Annotated in this window: 14 protein-coding genes and 1 pseudogene; 7 read left to right on the top strand and 8 right to left on the bottom strand. The window is 67.5% G+C overall.

The window, feature by feature from the left end; all coding sequences use genetic code 11:
* Positions 1 to 80: 80 nt before the first annotated feature.
* Positions 81 to 959 carry a hypothetical protein gene (locus NR798_RS15385; protein ID WP_375772221.1) on the bottom strand — a complete coding sequence of 293 codons (879 nt, stop codon included), beginning with the start codon at positions 957 to 959 and terminating at the stop codon, positions 81 to 83.
* An 81-nt stretch (positions 960 to 1,040) separates the two neighbouring features.
* Here NR798_RS15385 and NR798_RS15380 point away from each other — a divergent pair, with 81 nt between their 5' ends.
* Positions 1,041 to 1,436, top strand: coding sequence for a translation initiation factor (locus tag NR798_RS15380; protein ID WP_375772220.1), 396 nt, complete (start codon positions 1,041 to 1,043; stop codon positions 1,434 to 1,436).
* Positions 1,437 to 1,657: 221 nt separating this feature from the next.
* Positions 1,658 to 2,476, top strand: a complete 819-nt coding sequence (locus tag NR798_RS15375) for an endonuclease/exonuclease/phosphatase family protein (RefSeq protein ID WP_375772219.1) — start codon at positions 1,658 to 1,660, stop codon at positions 2,474 to 2,476.
* Between the two features lie 38 nt (positions 2,477 to 2,514).
* Here NR798_RS15375 and NR798_RS15370 read toward each other — a convergent pair whose 3' ends face one another.
* Complete coding sequence (locus tag NR798_RS15370) at positions 2,515 to 3,402, bottom strand: hypothetical protein (RefSeq protein WP_375772218.1); 888 nt, start codon at positions 3,400 to 3,402, stop codon at positions 2,515 to 2,517.
* A 23-nt stretch (positions 3,403 to 3,425) separates the two neighbouring features.
* Positions 3,426 to 4,370 (bottom strand): fatty acid desaturase, encoded by a 945-nt coding sequence (locus tag NR798_RS15365; protein ID WP_375772217.1) that lies wholly within the window; start codon positions 4,368 to 4,370, stop codon positions 3,426 to 3,428.
* A gap of 107 nt (positions 4,371 to 4,477) precedes the next feature.
* Here NR798_RS15365 and NR798_RS15360 point away from each other — a divergent pair, with 107 nt between their 5' ends.
* On the top strand, positions 4,478 to 5,293 hold the full coding sequence (locus NR798_RS15360) for a hypothetical protein (protein WP_375772216.1): 816 nt from the start codon (positions 4,478 to 4,480) through the stop codon (positions 5,291 to 5,293).
* Between the two features lie 36 nt (positions 5,294 to 5,329).
* Here NR798_RS15360 and NR798_RS15355 read toward each other — a convergent pair.
* The 4 genes and pseudogenes from NR798_RS15355 to NR798_RS15340 form a co-directional block, all read right to left on the bottom strand.
* Positions 5,330 to 5,392 (bottom strand): annotated as a pseudogene (locus NR798_RS15355) (hypothetical protein); the annotation flags it as partial.
* 52 nt (positions 5,393 to 5,444) lie between these two features.
* A complete protein-coding gene (locus NR798_RS15350) occupies positions 5,445 to 6,134 on the bottom strand; it encodes a hypothetical protein (RefSeq protein WP_375772215.1) in 690 nt (229 codons plus the stop codon).
* Between the two features lie 49 nt (positions 6,135 to 6,183).
* Positions 6,184 to 6,978 carry a tRNA pseudouridine(38-40) synthase TruA gene (gene truA / locus NR798_RS15345; RefSeq protein WP_375772214.1) on the bottom strand — a complete coding sequence of 265 codons (795 nt, stop codon included), beginning with the start codon at positions 6,976 to 6,978 and terminating at the stop codon, positions 6,184 to 6,186.
* A gap of 1 nt (position 6,979) precedes the next feature.
* Positions 6,980 to 8,161 carry a serine/threonine protein kinase gene (locus NR798_RS15340; RefSeq protein WP_375772213.1) on the bottom strand — a complete coding sequence of 394 codons (1,182 nt, stop codon included), beginning with the start codon at positions 8,159 to 8,161 and terminating at the stop codon, positions 6,980 to 6,982.
* 235 nt (positions 8,162 to 8,396) lie between these two features.
* Here NR798_RS15340 and NR798_RS15335 point away from each other — a divergent pair, with 235 nt between their 5' ends.
* Positions 8,397 to 11,270 (top strand): NACHT domain-containing protein, encoded by a 2,874-nt coding sequence (locus NR798_RS15335; protein WP_375772212.1) that lies wholly within the window; start codon positions 8,397 to 8,399, stop codon positions 11,268 to 11,270.
* A 49-nt stretch (positions 11,271 to 11,319) separates the two neighbouring features.
* On the opposite strand, the gene NR798_RS15330 is transcribed toward NR798_RS15335, so the two are convergent.
* A complete protein-coding gene (locus tag NR798_RS15330; protein ID WP_375772211.1) occupies positions 11,320 to 12,189 on the bottom strand; it encodes an oxidoreductase in 870 nt (289 codons plus the stop codon).
* A gap of 182 nt (positions 12,190 to 12,371) precedes the next feature.
* Between NR798_RS15330 and NR798_RS15325 the strand changes: the two genes are divergently transcribed.
* The 3 genes from NR798_RS15325 to NR798_RS15315 all read left to right on the top strand — a co-directional run bounded on the left by NR798_RS15325 (position 12,372) and on the right by NR798_RS15315 (position 13,753).
* Positions 12,372 to 12,767: a hypothetical protein gene (locus NR798_RS15325; protein WP_375772210.1), complete on the top strand. Its 396-nt coding sequence runs from the start codon at positions 12,372 to 12,374 to the stop codon at positions 12,765 to 12,767.
* A 19-nt stretch (positions 12,768 to 12,786) separates the two neighbouring features.
* Positions 12,787 to 13,188: a hypothetical protein gene (locus NR798_RS15320; RefSeq protein ID WP_375772209.1), complete on the top strand. Its 402-nt coding sequence runs from the start codon at positions 12,787 to 12,789 to the stop codon at positions 13,186 to 13,188.
* Between the two features lie 226 nt (positions 13,189 to 13,414).
* A complete protein-coding gene (locus NR798_RS15315; RefSeq protein ID WP_375772208.1) occupies positions 13,415 to 13,753 on the top strand; it encodes a hypothetical protein in 339 nt (112 codons plus the stop codon).
* The last annotated feature ends 65 nt before the right edge of the window (positions 13,754 to 13,818 follow it).

Genomic DNA, 13,818 nt, shown 5'->3' with positions numbered 1-13,818 from the left:
GCGCCCCCCTCGGCGGAATCCTCTCCGGTGCCCTGCCTGCCCGCCCTGGAAAGCTATGAACCCAGGGAGCCCCGGGCAATTCAGCTCACCCACCTCTCCCGGCCTCCATCCCGGGACGAGAAGGCAGGGGATACGTTCACGTTCTCGCGCTGGTCCGCCCCCAGGTCGGGGACGGCGATCCGGATGTCCGGAGTGCCGGCACGCCTGGGTGCTCCCTGACGGAGCCGCCGCGCCAGATGGCTGGCGGCATAGGGGAAGACGCGCAGCCCCTGCAGGAAGCCGATCGGACGCAGCCCGCGCCCCGCGGCATGCGGGGTGAGACGCAGCTCGTCCTCCAACGCCACGCGGCTGTCCAGGCGGACATCCGCGAGCGGCTGGTAGTCGTTCGTCCCCCACGGAGCCATCTCGAGCCGCAGACTGGCCGTGCCCGCCCGCACCGCGTCCTCGAGCCGCTCGTCACGCGCCGCGCCCGCCCCGCCCGCGCCGGTAGCGGTGATGCGCAGCGAGACCCGGCCGAGCCCCTTCACCTCATAGGGAGTGATGGCCCAGTAGGTATTGGCCAGGTAGTCCCTGGGGTTGGTGGCCTTGATGTCCTGGGCGATCGCCCCGAAGGAGTGGAAGGAGACGAGGAAGAGATCCTGCCCGCCGGGAGCATTGGTGGGGCTCGGCCCGGGCTCGCCGTGGAAGCGCATGCCGATCCCAAGCGAGTCCGTCCTGCCCTTCTGCTTGAAGATCCCCCCCGAGAAGCGGACGAGCGCGGAACCCGCCAGACGCTCGGCTACCTCCACGCCCGCCACGGAGGCGAGCCCGGGGGCGGGATAGGCCTGGGCCGAATAGATGACCCCGGTGGGATGGAAGAAGCGGGCCTTGCGGAGGAAGGAGAGGAAGAAGAACACCCAGGACAGGAACAGCAGCCCGAAGAAGACACCGATACCGTAATAGATACGCCCTCGCGACACGCAGGCCCCCTGAAGGTTGAACCGTCCATGGGGAAGGAGGACGATCGGCGCGGATGTGATGGCGCTCGGCGGGGAATGCCCATGACGAAACAGAAGGACAAGCACTCCAGTGGCCAGCAGGACCCGAAGGCGAAGGGCTTCAACAACCCGTTCGCCCGGCTCGAGGGCTTGCGCGACACCCTGCCCTCCACGAAGCCCCAGCTGCGCCGGGAGGACTTCCCCGACATGCCGCCACCGGGAGGGCCCGAGCGGGCGGTAGTGCGGCTCGAGACGGACCGCTCGGGGCAGGAGGTGACGGTGGTGGAGGGCCTGGGCCTGCCCGCGGCCGAATGGCAGGGGTGGCTCCAGGCCCTGCAGCGGGGACTGGCCTGTACCGGAGCGGTGGAGGGTGAGCGGCTGGTGCTGCGGGGAGATCACCGCTTCAAGCTGCCGGACCTGCTGCTCCGCCGGGGCGTGCAGCGCGTGGTCCACGGCTGAGCCGCCTGGCCGGATTCTGAACCAGCGGGTTCGATTCCCGCCGCCTCTTTCCCGCTGCGCAGCAGCCCGGCCCAGTCCAAACGGGGGGTGCGCTCCTTCTTCCAGGCGGCGGGTCGTCGAAGGTGGGGGGAGGTGGGCAACAGGCACACCGCTTCACCAGCGGGCGACACCCTGTGCACAGCAGGAAGCAACTTGGGCTCTCACCTGCCGAGAATCTGTGCATGAGAATCCTCGCCACCGCCCATCACGCGCCCGCGGTTCACCACAACCCCCCGAAGTCGAAGGGCCCGACTGACTTCAAGGTCGGCTCGTTCAACGTCCTCGGCGCCAGCCACACCGCGCCCGGTGGGAACAAGGCGTCCCGCCCCTCCGGCGTGGAGCGGATGAAGCTCGCCGCGCAGGTGATCCAGCACCACAAGCTGGACGTCGTCGGCTTCCAGGAGTTCGAGCCGAGCCAGCGCAAGGCGTTCATGCACGACACCAAGAACCAGTTCGACATGTACCCGGGTAAGTACGGGGGCGCGGACCCGGTGAACTCGATCGCGTGGCGCAAGGACAAGTTCGAGTTCGTGAAGGGGAGGCACGTGACCGTCCCGTACTTCGAGGGCCACAAGAAGCAGATGCCGGTGGTGCTGCTGAAGAGCAAGGAGACCGGGCAGAAGGTGTGGGTGATGAACGTCCACAACCCGGCCGACACCAAGAACCACCCGCACAACGAGAAGAACCGCGACATCGCGACCGCGAAGGAGATCGCGTTCATCAAGCACCTGGAGAAGACGACCGGCCACCCGGTGATCTTGACGGGTGACATGAACGAGAAGGCGGAGGCCCGGCAGCAGATCACCCAGGGCACCGACATGACGGCGGCGATGAACGGGAAGCACTCGCACTCGCGCCAGGTGGGGATCGACTGGATCTTCGGGTCGCCCAACGTGCACTTCGACGGCTATGACCGCGACACCAGCAACAAGGTCCGGCGCGCGAGCGACCACCCGCTGGTCTACAGCAACGTGCACATCCCGGCCGACAAGAAGAAGTAGCGCCCCCGAGCATCGCTGGAGGAGCCGTTCGGCGGCACTCAGCGCCAGGTGTTGCAGGCGCGCTGGGGACACGCGGCGTCGGCGAAGCCCGCGAGCGCGAACTGATCCACGCTGCCGTCGGTGAGCACCACGGCGCGCCAGAGGCAACCGTCGGCCTTGATGCCGGCGACGTCCGCGAAGCACTGCAAGAGCCCGTTCTCGCCCTTGCAGTCGTAGTCCACCGCGCCGAGCCTCATGCGCGAGTCGCCCTTCCACTCGGGCACGGCCTGGCCACCCACGAAGTCAATGAGCGCCTGGGGACAGTCGCTCTGCTGCCAGGGCGCGGGCTGCGGGTTGTCGATGCGCGGCTGGCCGCAGTAGCGATGGAAGGGCTCCCACTCGCAGCTCGCCACGAACTGGAAGCGGGCCTCCAGGCGCAGGTCCGGGTGGTCGACGAAGCTGGCGGTGAGGTGGCCGCGAGCAATGACCGAGCCCTCGGGGTCGCCCGTCCACTCCAGCTCCTCGTACTCCAGCACGGGGTCGTCGTGGGGCGTGCGCGTCCCAATGAAGAAGAGGCTGTTGAGCCGCAGGCCGACCGTGGCGCCCCGGTAGGGGCCCGCGTGGATGGGGGGCGAGGGGAGCTCGCGGAGGAAGAACTCGGACGAGTCCTCGTCGATGGCCTCCGGCCCGCTCCACGCCCGCACGTCCACGTCGCTGGCGAGGCTGTTCATGGAGATGTTGGTGGTCTCGTTGCCTCGGTGGTCATCCCGGAGGAAGCCCCCGTAGAAGAGCCCGCCCAGGCCGTCATTGGTGAGGCGGAAGGAGATGTCCACCGGGCCGCCGTTGCGCGTGCCAGAGAGCCGGCCCTCCACGTAGCTCTCGGGGGAACCTCGACACGCGGCGAGCCAGGAGCCAAGGGTGAGCAGGAGCAACCAGTACCTGTGCATGCCGCTAGCATCGCAGAAGACCGCTAGTCTCGCCGCCGCTCCACGCGCCGCTTGATGCGGCTGTAACCGCCCAGGCTGGGGCTCATGACGAAGTTCCAAAGCGTCGCCGTCCACGATGGGTGCGACAGGAGACCGTCGTAGAATTCCGGCGCCATCGCTCGTAGCTTCGGCAGGCGCGAGCCAGGAACGTAGGGGAAGTCGTGGTGCTCGTTGTGGTAGCCGACATTGAACGCGAGCACGTTGAGCGGCCCGTAGTACGAGTAGGTCTCCTGCCCTTCGCGGAAGACGTAGTGCTCCGAGATGTAGTGTCCGGCAATCGGATGGAGCCCCATGACGATCAGTGAACTGATCGGCAGATAGGCAAGCGCTTTGCCGCCCCAAAAATGGAACACGGCCACGTTGAACGCGACCTGCACGAGTAGGTTCGTGATCTCGGAAGCCCCCGGCTTCTTTGGATGCACGAACATCGGGCGGAGCGCGTAGGCAAAGCCTTGGCAAGAGAGCCAGAGCAGTTTGCTTGCGCGATTGCGCAGCAAGCGCGCCTCGAACTCCGTCGGTATATCCGTGTCGAGCCGCTCGTCACCCTGATGGGTGTGATGGCGCAGGTGGTAGTAGCGAAACGTTTCTGAGACCGGCACACCCACGGGCAGATTGATGAAGACGCCGAATACGCGATTGTGCCAGGGCTTGCGAAACGCGAGATTGTGAGAGAGCTCGTGAATGGCCAGGAGTAGCGCCTGGTTGATCACTCCGCCCACCGCATAGGCGACCAGAAGAATCAGCCACCAGGGCGCGTCACGCAGCAGGAAGGCGAGCGAGAGCTGCAGCCCGACGAGCAGCGTGCAGACGTACTTCGTGCGCGAGCACGGGCCGTAGAGTTCCTTGATCTCGGGATGCGTGCGAAGCATCTCGCGCCGCCGCCCGGCGTGCGGTTCGTCCGCGCTGGACCAGATGAAGCCATTGGACATGGCGCCAACGGTACCTCAGCACAAGGGGGATAGGCACACATACCGCGCGGTGCTCTCGGGTGCGCTACCATCGCCCCCCTTGCGGGTACAAGATCGCTGGGGGCTGCATGAAGACTTACGAAGACGACTCGCAATCCCCCGACGGGTGGAACGTCACCTCCACCCTGAAGCTGGAAGATGACGGGCGGTTCTCCTACTCGGAAGGGTGGACGGACTACACCAACGCCAGCCTCTCCGGCGGGGCCGCGGGGACCTGGCGCCGTGGCAGCGGGGCCATCATCTTCCGCGCCGAGGAGGTCTACGGGACGATGTATTTCCCGTGGGCGAAGGGGCAGGAGCTGATCGCGCGCCTGCAGGACGACGCCCTCGACTTCGGGCACGGGTGGACGCTGCGGCCGCCGAGCCCGCCGTCGGAGTACATCGTAAAGACTCCCGTGAGAAACGACGGCGCGGTGCCGCTGCCCCCCGTGCTCGAGCCGTGGGGCACTCGCCACACGCTGGCGCCGGGCGAGAGGGTGGAGGTCGTGGCGCAAGGACGCTGGCGGGAGGGTGAGCCGAAGGTCGAACGCCGCGCCGACTCGCCGGTCAAGCCGCTCGCAAGGCCGCCCTCCCCGAGGTTCGTGCCGCGCACGCCCTCGCCGGAGCTGGCCGCGCTCCTCCGCCGTTGGGTCGAAGAGGTACCGACGGATGGCATGATCAACCGCCTCTGCAAGGAGAACGACGCCATCCCGCTCGACTGCACGGAGATATACCTTTGGGTGCTGCGGACCGACGGGCAGGTGCTGGGGATCGACCACGAGTCGTTCGCCCAACGCGCGGAGCCGGAGGAGGACGCCGAGGTCGCATACGGCAAGATCAAGGCGGGAGCCAGGGTGCATCCCGAACTGTTGGAGCTGCTCCCCCCCCATCGCGGTACGCCGTGAGCGCGAGAGCAGGTCCGCGTCGCGGGAGGGGTCCGGGAACCCGATGGCTTCTGCGGCAGCGGCAGACCCGTAGTTCAGCCACCCCGGGTCATGGGGAATCTCGGGCGCAGGGAAGGTTCCCGGGCCCTGGACCCGGGCTCGCCCCGTGCCCTCAGGCGGCGGGGGCCTTCGGCTCGCCCTGGGGCTTCTGCTCGGCGCCCTCCTCGGTGGGCGCGGCCGGCGCCGCGGGCTGCTCCGGCAACGGCAGCGACTGCACCGGAGCCCCCTGCCCCTCGGCCTTCGCCGCCTCGCGCTGAGCGATCTTCTCGCCCGCGACCTCCGCGTCCCGGAGGAACTCGGCGTACTCGTCCTGGCGCGCGCTGGCCTGCTGCTGCGCCTGCGTCTGCTGCTTGCCCGCGTCGGCCCGGCCCCGGACGACGGAGCGCTGGCTCAGCACCACGCCCCCGGCGACCAGTCCCAGCTCCACCACCAGCGCCAGCCCGCCCGAGGCCAGCCACCCGTCCACGCCGTTGCCGATGAACTCGATGGCGAGCGTGAAGCACAGGCCGGTGGCCGCCGCCCCGAGCGCGGTGGCCCACGGGCGCAGCTCGATGATGCGCGCGGCGCCGTAACAGAGCACCGGCAGCACGGCGAGCACCCACAGGTGCCTCAGCACCGGGGCGAGGATGTAGTCGATCGCCCAGGACGGCAGCGCCTCGACACGGCCCATCAACCGCAGCCACACGGCCGAGGTCAGCATGGTGCCAATCACCAACGCGAGGAAGCCGAGCCCCACGGTGAACTGGACACGGCGGATGCGGACGCGCAGCGGCTCGAGGACGATCTTCTTCTGGGTGCTCACGGGAACGGCAGCCTAGCGCAAGCGCGGCCCGGACACGCACTGCGAGTCCTCACTCGGCGTCTTCCTCGTCCGCCGTGCCGCCCGGGGTGCGAGGAGGCGGGCCGTCTCCATAGAAGACCTCCTCCAGCACGAGCCCGTGGGCCGGCGCGGTGGGGCCGGCGCGCTTGCGGTCTCGCGAGGCAAGGACCTCGGCCACCCAGGTGTCGGGACGGCGCCCCTTGCCCACCTCCACCAGGGTCCCCACGAGGTTGCGCACCATGTGCTTGAGGAAGGCGGTGCCCTCGACGGTGATGGAGAGCTCGTCGCCCGAGGCGCCCTGGACGACCACCCGGCGCACCTCGCGCAGGGCATGGGCCGCCTGGCAGTCCGCGGCCCGGAAGGCGGAGAAGTCGTGCCGGCCCAGCAGGTGTGCTGCACCGCGCCGCATCGCCTCCACGTCCAGGGGGGCGAACACCTCCCAATGCGTGAGGCGGCGCAGGGGCGAGCGCGAGGGCCGGTTACTCACCCGGTACCGGTAGCGCTTGCCGTGGGACCAGCGGCGCGGGTCGAACTCGGGCGGCACCTCCTCGGCGCGGACGACGGCGATGTCCTCCGGCAGCAGGCCGTTGAGTCCCCTCCCGTACGCCTTGAGCGGCAGCACGCGTGGCGTGTCGAAGCACACCACCTGCCCGGTGGCGTGCACGCCGGAGTCCGTGCGGCCGGCCGCCTCCAGACTCACCTGCTCGCCGAGCAGCTGCTCGAGCGCCTGGGCCAGCCGGGCGTGGATGGAGACACCATTGGGTTGGAGCTGCCAGCCCACGTACCGGGTGCCGTCGTATTCGAGGGTCAGCTTCAGGCGGGGCATGTCAGCGGTACTTGAGCCAGACCGAGAGCAGCTCCCCCACCATCTTGCCCACGGGCACGCCGTGCTTGCGCGCCAGGGCCTCCAGCGACTCGAGCTGCGCGGCGGTGACGGGCACCGCGACGATCCGCTCGCTGCCCGAGGGCTCCTCCACGGGCAGCACGGACTCCAGCTCCGGCTGCGTGGTGGGCGCGGGCGCGGAGAAGGGGGCCTGCTGGGGCCGCAGGCGCTGCTGCTCCTGCTCCAGCTCGTCGAGGAAGAGCTGCTTGAGGAAGTTGGAGAGGTGGAGGTGGGTGGGGGTGAACTCGTAGGCGTTGAGGAAGCGGTCCAGGTCCTGCTGGAAGTGCCAGGCCGTGGGGTAGCGCTTGTCGCGGTCACGCTCCAGGGCCTTCATGAGGATGGCCTCCACGGGCTCGGGGATGTCCGCGCGGAAGTACGAGGGCGCATACACCTTGCCATCGACGATGCTGCGCATGACGGACACGTCCGACTCGCCGGTGAAGAGCTTGAAGCCGGTGAGCCACTCGTAGAGGACGGAGCCCAGCGAGAAGATGTCGCTGCGGTGATCCAACGGCTTGCCCAGACACTGCTCGGGGCTGAGGTAGCTGAGCTTGCCGCGCAGCTCGCCGGCGCGCGTCTGCTCCACCCGGTTGGCCGCCTTGGCGATGCCGAAGTCCAGCACCTTCACCGTGCCGTCGAAGCACACGAAGATGTTCTCCGGCGTCACGTCCCGGTGGACGATGTTCAGCGGCGAGCCGTACAGGTCCACCTTCTGGTGCGCGTAGTAGAGGCCCTCGCACACGGACGAGGCGATCTTCAGCGCGTACACCATGGGGAAGGGAATCCCCAGCGACTCGGCCTTGGGCACCACGCGGCGCATGTCCCGGCCGAAGAGGTACTCCATGCCGATGTAGTAGCTGTCGCCCACCTTCCCCAGGTCGTGGATCTGCACGATGTTGGGGTGGTTGAGCTGGGCGGCGAGCCGGGCCTCGTTGAGGAACATGCGCACGAAGGGCGACTGCCGCGACAGGTGCGGGCGGATGCGCTTGATGACGACGGGCTTCTCGAAGCCGTCCGGGCCCGACTGCTGGGCGAGGAACAGCTCCGCCATGCCGCCCACGGCGAGGCGATCGATGAGCTTGTACTGGCCGAACGGCACCGGAGCGCGGGGGGCGGCTGTGGACATCAGTGGCGCCACGATAGCGCTCCCGGGGCCTTCCTGGCCAAGGCCAACGGCGCCGGACCCCAGGAATCACCGGTGCGTGGCCGCCTCACCTCCCCGGGGGTCAGCTCTTCGCGCCGGGCCGGGGGAACTGCGTACGGGGTAGAGGCCGCAAACGTGTGATCTGGATGGTGGAATCGCCACGGCTCAGGGCGTATCTAGCAGAGCGCTATCACTCGTTCGAGTGGGGAGGGATGCGGTGACCGCAGGGCTCGTCAAGGACCTTTTGGATATCAAGCAACTCCTGGAGCTCGCTGTGCGCTTCGGGAATTGGGTCCAGGAGACCGGGTGGAGGAGCCCGAGATTTTGGCTCGTCGCGCTCCTGATGGGAGGACCTGTCTGCTACTACCTGCTCATCCTGGTGCCCAGGAAGCTCCTGGAGGGGCTCATTGGCCTCAAGGAGAGCTGGAAGAAGGCGGGGTTCCGCTCGCTCACCGCGGAGCAGGGTGAATTCCTCCGGAGGAGGAGTCAGTTTTGCCGGGCGCTCAGAAGCGACTTCGACACCCTCAACAAGGCCGAGAGCTGGAACGACCAGTTCTTCACCGACCTGGAAGCGGACATCGAGACAGATGCACCGTTCTATGCCTCGCTCCTGGACAAGCTCCGCCGCCGGAAGACTCAAGGGTTGCGCCGCGTCCCTTCCCTGATGGAGGCGATTGAGAGCAGTACGGAGCGGTGGCTCCTGCTCGTTGGGGAGCCTGGAAGCGGCAAGAGCGTGGCCCTGCGTCACCTGGCACATCAACTGGCGGAGCAGGGAATCCACTCCTCGGATCCGAAGGCGAGGATTCCGCTCTACATTAACCTCAAGGAACTGAATTCCCCTCCTGCGGAGGGACCGAATGCGGATTGGATTCGCCGCTTCGTGATCGACAACGTGCGGCGTGGCGACGCCGACACGGCCGAGTACGTCAAAAAGAACTGGGAGCACCACCTGAATCAGGGGATCTGGTTCTTCCTCTTCGACTCATTCGATGAAATCCCAGCGGTCATGCACGCTCCCATCGGGAGCACGGTGATCGAGAACCATGCGGGGGCCATCCGCCAGTTCCTCGCGAGCATGAATGACTGCAGGGGCCTCATCGCCTCGCGGGAGTTCAAGGGTCCTTCTTCTCTTCCCTGGCACAAGCTCCGCATCCTGCCGTTGAGCCACGAGCGGCAAGAGGAGCTCATCGAGAACACGTTCCTCTCTTCGGAGGAGAAGGAAATCGTCCGGCGCCATCTGCTCGCGAGCAGCAGCAGCCTGCGGCATACCCCGCTCTTCCTCTCGCTGCTCTGCCGCTTCATCCAGCAGGAAAAACGGCCGCCCGTAGGTGATCACGATCTGCTCTGGCGGCACCTGAACCGACTGTCGGAGCGAGACGTGGAATACACGCAGCGGAAACACGGGCTGACGGCCACGCAGTTGCTCAATGGGGCCATGGAGTTGGCTGTGCTCTTCGCGTCGAGCCCAACCCTCAGCCTGTCCTCCACGCATGACCAGATTGCGAAGACGCTGCCACCGGAGCGCTATACGTCCGAGCAACTCGAGCATCTCCTGGCAGCCCTGGTGGATGTGAAAATTGGCCGCAGCGATGTTCCGGAGGCCAGGAAAGGGGACCGGCGGTTCACCTTTGCCCATCGCCGGTACCAGGAGACGCTCTTCGTCCGGTACCTGGCCACCCATCCCAAGTACCTCTCCCCTCGCAAGCTGCTGCTGGAGCCGCACTGGCGCGAGTACACGGTCGCGCTGTTGCAGAGCGAGTCCGCAGAGGTGATCGCTCCGCTCTTACAAGAGGCTTCGTGGCTCCTGTCCCAGTGTACGGAAGAGCAGCACCCTGTTCCCTGCCTGCCGGGGTTTGGCGAAGGGTTGGGCTACTACCAGTGGAAGGAGGACTTCGAGATCCATCTGCTGGGGCTCCTTCAGGAGGGTCTTGCCCGGCGCATCGGGGAAATCCCCGCCATACTCTCGACCGAGGTCGATCGGCTCCTCTCAAGCCGTTGGGCGGGAGGTGACTTCCATGATCGAACGATGGTGCTCCGACTGGGAGGCCTGCTGCCCCAGGAGCGGCTCGCCGAGTACCTTGAGTTCGCCGTCAAGACCGGTACGCCGGAGTTACAGGATGAGTCCTTCCAGAAGATGCTGTTCCTGCGCAAGCCGCCCGTGCCCCTTGTGCGATGGGTGAGAGAGCGTCTTGGAAGACAAGTGTTGTATGCCAAGGGACGGGCCGAGTTGCTGCGCATCGAGGCGTTGTGTGCGCGTCTGCCGGAGACGATCGGCGCTGAAGCCATCCGTCAGCGATGCATGGCGCTGCGGCGTCCACTGGGCCCCCTCGCCGCACTCGCGCGCGCCTGGGTGGGGGTCGCTCCCCCCCCTCCGATCCTGGAGCCCTTCATTGCCGACACCTCGAAGGAGTTCACCTTCGGGGCGCTGCTCAGCTCCTTGCTGCTCGTGCTGAACGCGGGGGCCATCGCCTTTGGACTTTCCGCCCCCGCTCCCCCTTCAGGCGGCATGCTCGTGACGGTGAGCAGTTGGCTGCCGGCACTCTGCCTGTTGCCCGTCACCCTGAGATACGTGTTCCGTACGGGCAGGTTGGCTCCCGAGGCGGGGGGGTTGGGTTTCTGGTCCTGGCTGCTGGTCACCCTCGTGCTTCTGATACTCCTGATGGCTTGCCTGACCCCGTTCGTGTTCGTCTTCCTGGGGTTGCTCCGTCAGTCCTGGTTGTTCGGGGGAATTGGGGGAATGCTGGTCATCGCCGTGTTCGCGTTCATGTACTGGAGCTTCACTTCCAGATTTCGTGAGCTGGAACGGCAGCGGGCCAGATTGGAGGAAATGCGTTCGCAGGCCCAAGCTCCGGAACCACTCGCACCGCAAGCCCAGTCCCTTCTCGAGCTGAGCACCTGGTTGGGAACGCACAGGAAGGTGCTCATTCCCGACGAGACTCATGCCCGCTCCCTCTCTCGCCTAGTGATTCACGGTCTCGAACTGAAGCCGGAGACCGAGCAAGTGGGACCCCCGCTCCTGGTGCACTGTGTTGCCAGGAAGTGGTCGGAGGAAGAGGTGCGGGTGGTCTTCAATCGCCTCCAAGGTCCGTGAAGGCCGGGCCCCTGGAATCACCGCTGTGGCCGCCTCGCCGCTGCGGGGGTCAGCTCTTCGCGCCGGGCAGGGGGAACTGCGTCCGCAGGAAGGCGTCCCACAAGCCGTCCGGCATCATCGCCCGCTGCGCCAGCAGCACCTTGGCCGAGGCGGTGACGGTGTAGCGCGCGCGGGGCCGGCGGGCCTCGAGGGCGCGCTGGATGACCCGCGCCACGTCCTCCGCCTCGCCGCCCAGCTTCGCCAGCGGCCCCTTGACGTAGGCGTCCTGGGTGGATTGGGCCACCGCGGAGTTGAAACCCGCGTAGGGCCCGTCCGCCTTCTGGAGGCTGGTGCTCATGCTGCCCACCGCCGCCTGGCTGAACTCGGTGCGGATGAGCCCCGGCTGCACGAGCAACACGTCCACCCCGAAGCCCCTCACCTCGAAGCGCAGCGCATCACTGAGCGCCTCCACCGCGTACTTCGTCGCGTGGTACGCCCCGCCCCCGGGGAACGTCAGCTTGCCACCCATGGAGCCGATGTTCACCACCTTCCCCCAGCCCTGCCGCCGCATGCCCGGCAGCACCAGTTGCGTGAGCCGCAGCAGTCCGAACACGTTCGTCTCGAACTGCCGGCGCACGTCCTCGAGTTCCACCGTCTCCAGCGCCCCGGACTGGCTGTAGCCCGCGTTGTTGATGAGCACCCCCACCGCCCCGTCCTCCTGCTCCACCCGCCGCACCGCCGCCACCATGGACGCATCGTCCGCCACGTCCAGCGCCAGCGTGCGGCAGCCCGCCGCCGCCAGCTCCGCCAGCTTCTCCACGCTCCGCGCCGTCGCGTACACCTTCCACCCGGCCTTCACCAGCCGCAGCGCCGTGGCGCGGCCGATGCCCGTGGAGCACCCGGTGATGAGGACCGACTTCGAAAGGGCCTGATTCGACATGACTGCCTCCTGGATTTGGGGGGGCGAAGGTCCTGGCCAGCGACTCGATGACCACGAGTCATTTAATAAATGACCCCAGGTCACCATGTCAAGCGGAGGCGTCAGAGGGGCGTGTTACCAGAGGAGTTGGACCATGGGTCCAGGGCCCGGGAGTCCGGACCCCTACAGGGGAGCGTTCCGTCATGAAGAAGCTGCTGGGAAGAGTCGCCCTTCCACTCGCCGCCTTCGCCTGCCTCGCCGTGCCGGTGAGCGCCAGCGCCGCGGACTATTACGGCTACATCTGCGAGACGAAGCTGTACCCGTCGACCGCCACCGTCTACGGCAACCACGGCTATGCCAACGTGACGATGTACTCGGGCCCGACGTGCACCGGCACCTACCAGGGCTCCTTCTGGGTCTTCACCGAGGGCTCCACCGATAGCTGGGCCAACCCGTACTTCCTCTACCGGGAGGGCTCGCTGCACGCGCTCTACGAGAGCATGGTGCGCGCGGCGCTCGCCAACAAGCAGATCCACCTGTGGACCAACCCGTCCTGGCCGAACGCCGTCGGCTACATCGGCTTCACGCCCAAGAGCTGAACCGGAAGGAGCCCCAGCGGTGACATCCCCTCCAGTCCATCGGCTCCGCCTGGGGCTGCTCTTCCTGGCCGGCTGCCTCCTGTCCGGCGCGTTGGGTGCGGTCATGACCCGGCGGCTCGGACAGGAGCAGCCGCCGCGAGCGGAGACTCCCGCCCCCCAGGACCTACGCGCGGAGATCCGGCGGCGCATCGCCGCGAACGTCGAGCCGCTGCGGACGGAGGCGGAGCTCGAGCACTACCTGTCGGAGTTGGAGGCGGCCGCCCGGGCGCGGGGCTTCGCCACGGCCCTGGAGGTGGAGCCAGGCCTGGCCGCCATCGAGAAGGTGCTCGGCGGACACGGGCCCGGCGCGGTCGTTCGCCGTCAGGGCGCCTTCGACGCGAGCATGCGAGCAGTCCCTGGCGCCACCCCCGCCACCCGCTGAGGGGGCATATTGCCCCACGGGCTCCAGGCGGGCAGGCAGCGTATCAGCCGCTACGAAGGCAACACGATGGGCGCCGGGTCCTCCCCGGACGCACGGAACTGTTGCGCCCGCCCGGATTTACAAGCACGTTGGGGTAATCACGTAGGACGCCCCCCCGAAGTCCCTACATGGAACGGTTCCGCAAGCCGCGGAGGGGGGGCGGCATTCTCGAGAGGAAGACCATTTCATGAAGAACGCTGAAGGGGCCGCGCATCCCTTTGAGCTGCTGGACAGAAGGCTGAAGCAGAGCACTGATCAGCTGAGGGACGTGAGGGAGACCCTGGAGGAGCTGGGCCGATCCGCGTCCACGCTCCAGCGCCTGTTCGGGGTGGAGCAAATCCGGGAAGCGGCCAGGGGCACGGGCCAGGGCGGCAAGGGACACACCGCGACGCAGCCTCCGCCCTCCAGGAGCGGCCGGCCCTCGCAGGGCAGCACGCCGTCGTCCACGGCCTCCCAGGACGACATTCCCGAGTGGCGCAAGGTGTTCCCGGACCTCTCCAACAAGGTGCCGGGGCGAGGCAAGTAGGCCGCACCCCAGGCCAGTCCTCCGGCCTGGATCCGGATGTGAAGGGACCGGACGTTGGAACGATT

Origin of the sequence: Archangium gephyra (assembly GCF_042230915.1) — a bacterium.
Taxonomy (GTDB): Bacteria; Myxococcota; Myxococcia; order Myxococcales; family Myxococcaceae; genus Archangium; species Archangium gephyra_B.
Note: the sequence above shows the minus strand (reverse complement) of the source record. Positions and strands in the feature narration are given on the sequence as shown.

What these genes read in the sequence shown, in the direction of transcription:
- NR798_RS15315 (WP_375772208.1), top strand. Translation starts at nt 13,415, where the DNA reads ATGAAGAACGCTGAAGGGGCCGCGCATCCCTTTGAGCTGCTGGACAGA.
- truA (WP_375772214.1), bottom strand. Translation starts at nt 6,978, where the DNA reads ATGCCCCGCCTGAAGCTGACCCTCGAATACGACGGCACCCGGTACGTG.
- NR798_RS15365 (WP_375772217.1), bottom strand. Translation starts at nt 4,370, where the DNA reads ATGTCCAATGGCTTCATCTGGTCCAGCGCGGACGAACCGCACGCCGGG.
- NR798_RS15340 (WP_375772213.1), bottom strand. Translation starts at nt 8,161, where the DNA reads ATGTCCACAGCCGCCCCCCGCGCTCCGGTGCCGTTCGGCCAGTACAAG.
- NR798_RS15360 (WP_375772216.1), top strand. Translation starts at nt 4,478, where the DNA reads ATGAAGACTTACGAAGACGACTCGCAATCCCCCGACGGGTGGAACGTC.
- NR798_RS15370 (WP_375772218.1), bottom strand. Translation starts at nt 3,402, where the DNA reads ATGCACAGGTACTGGTTGCTCCTGCTCACCCTTGGCTCCTGGCTCGCC.
- NR798_RS15380 (WP_375772220.1), top strand. Translation starts at nt 1,041, where the DNA reads ATGACGAAACAGAAGGACAAGCACTCCAGTGGCCAGCAGGACCCGAAG.
- NR798_RS15375 (WP_375772219.1), top strand. Translation starts at nt 1,658, where the DNA reads ATGAGAATCCTCGCCACCGCCCATCACGCGCCCGCGGTTCACCACAAC.
- NR798_RS15330 (WP_375772211.1), bottom strand. Translation starts at nt 12,189, where the DNA reads ATGTCGAATCAGGCCCTTTCGAAGTCGGTCCTCATCACCGGGTGCTCC.
- NR798_RS15325 (WP_375772210.1), top strand. Translation starts at nt 12,372, where the DNA reads ATGAAGAAGCTGCTGGGAAGAGTCGCCCTTCCACTCGCCGCCTTCGCC.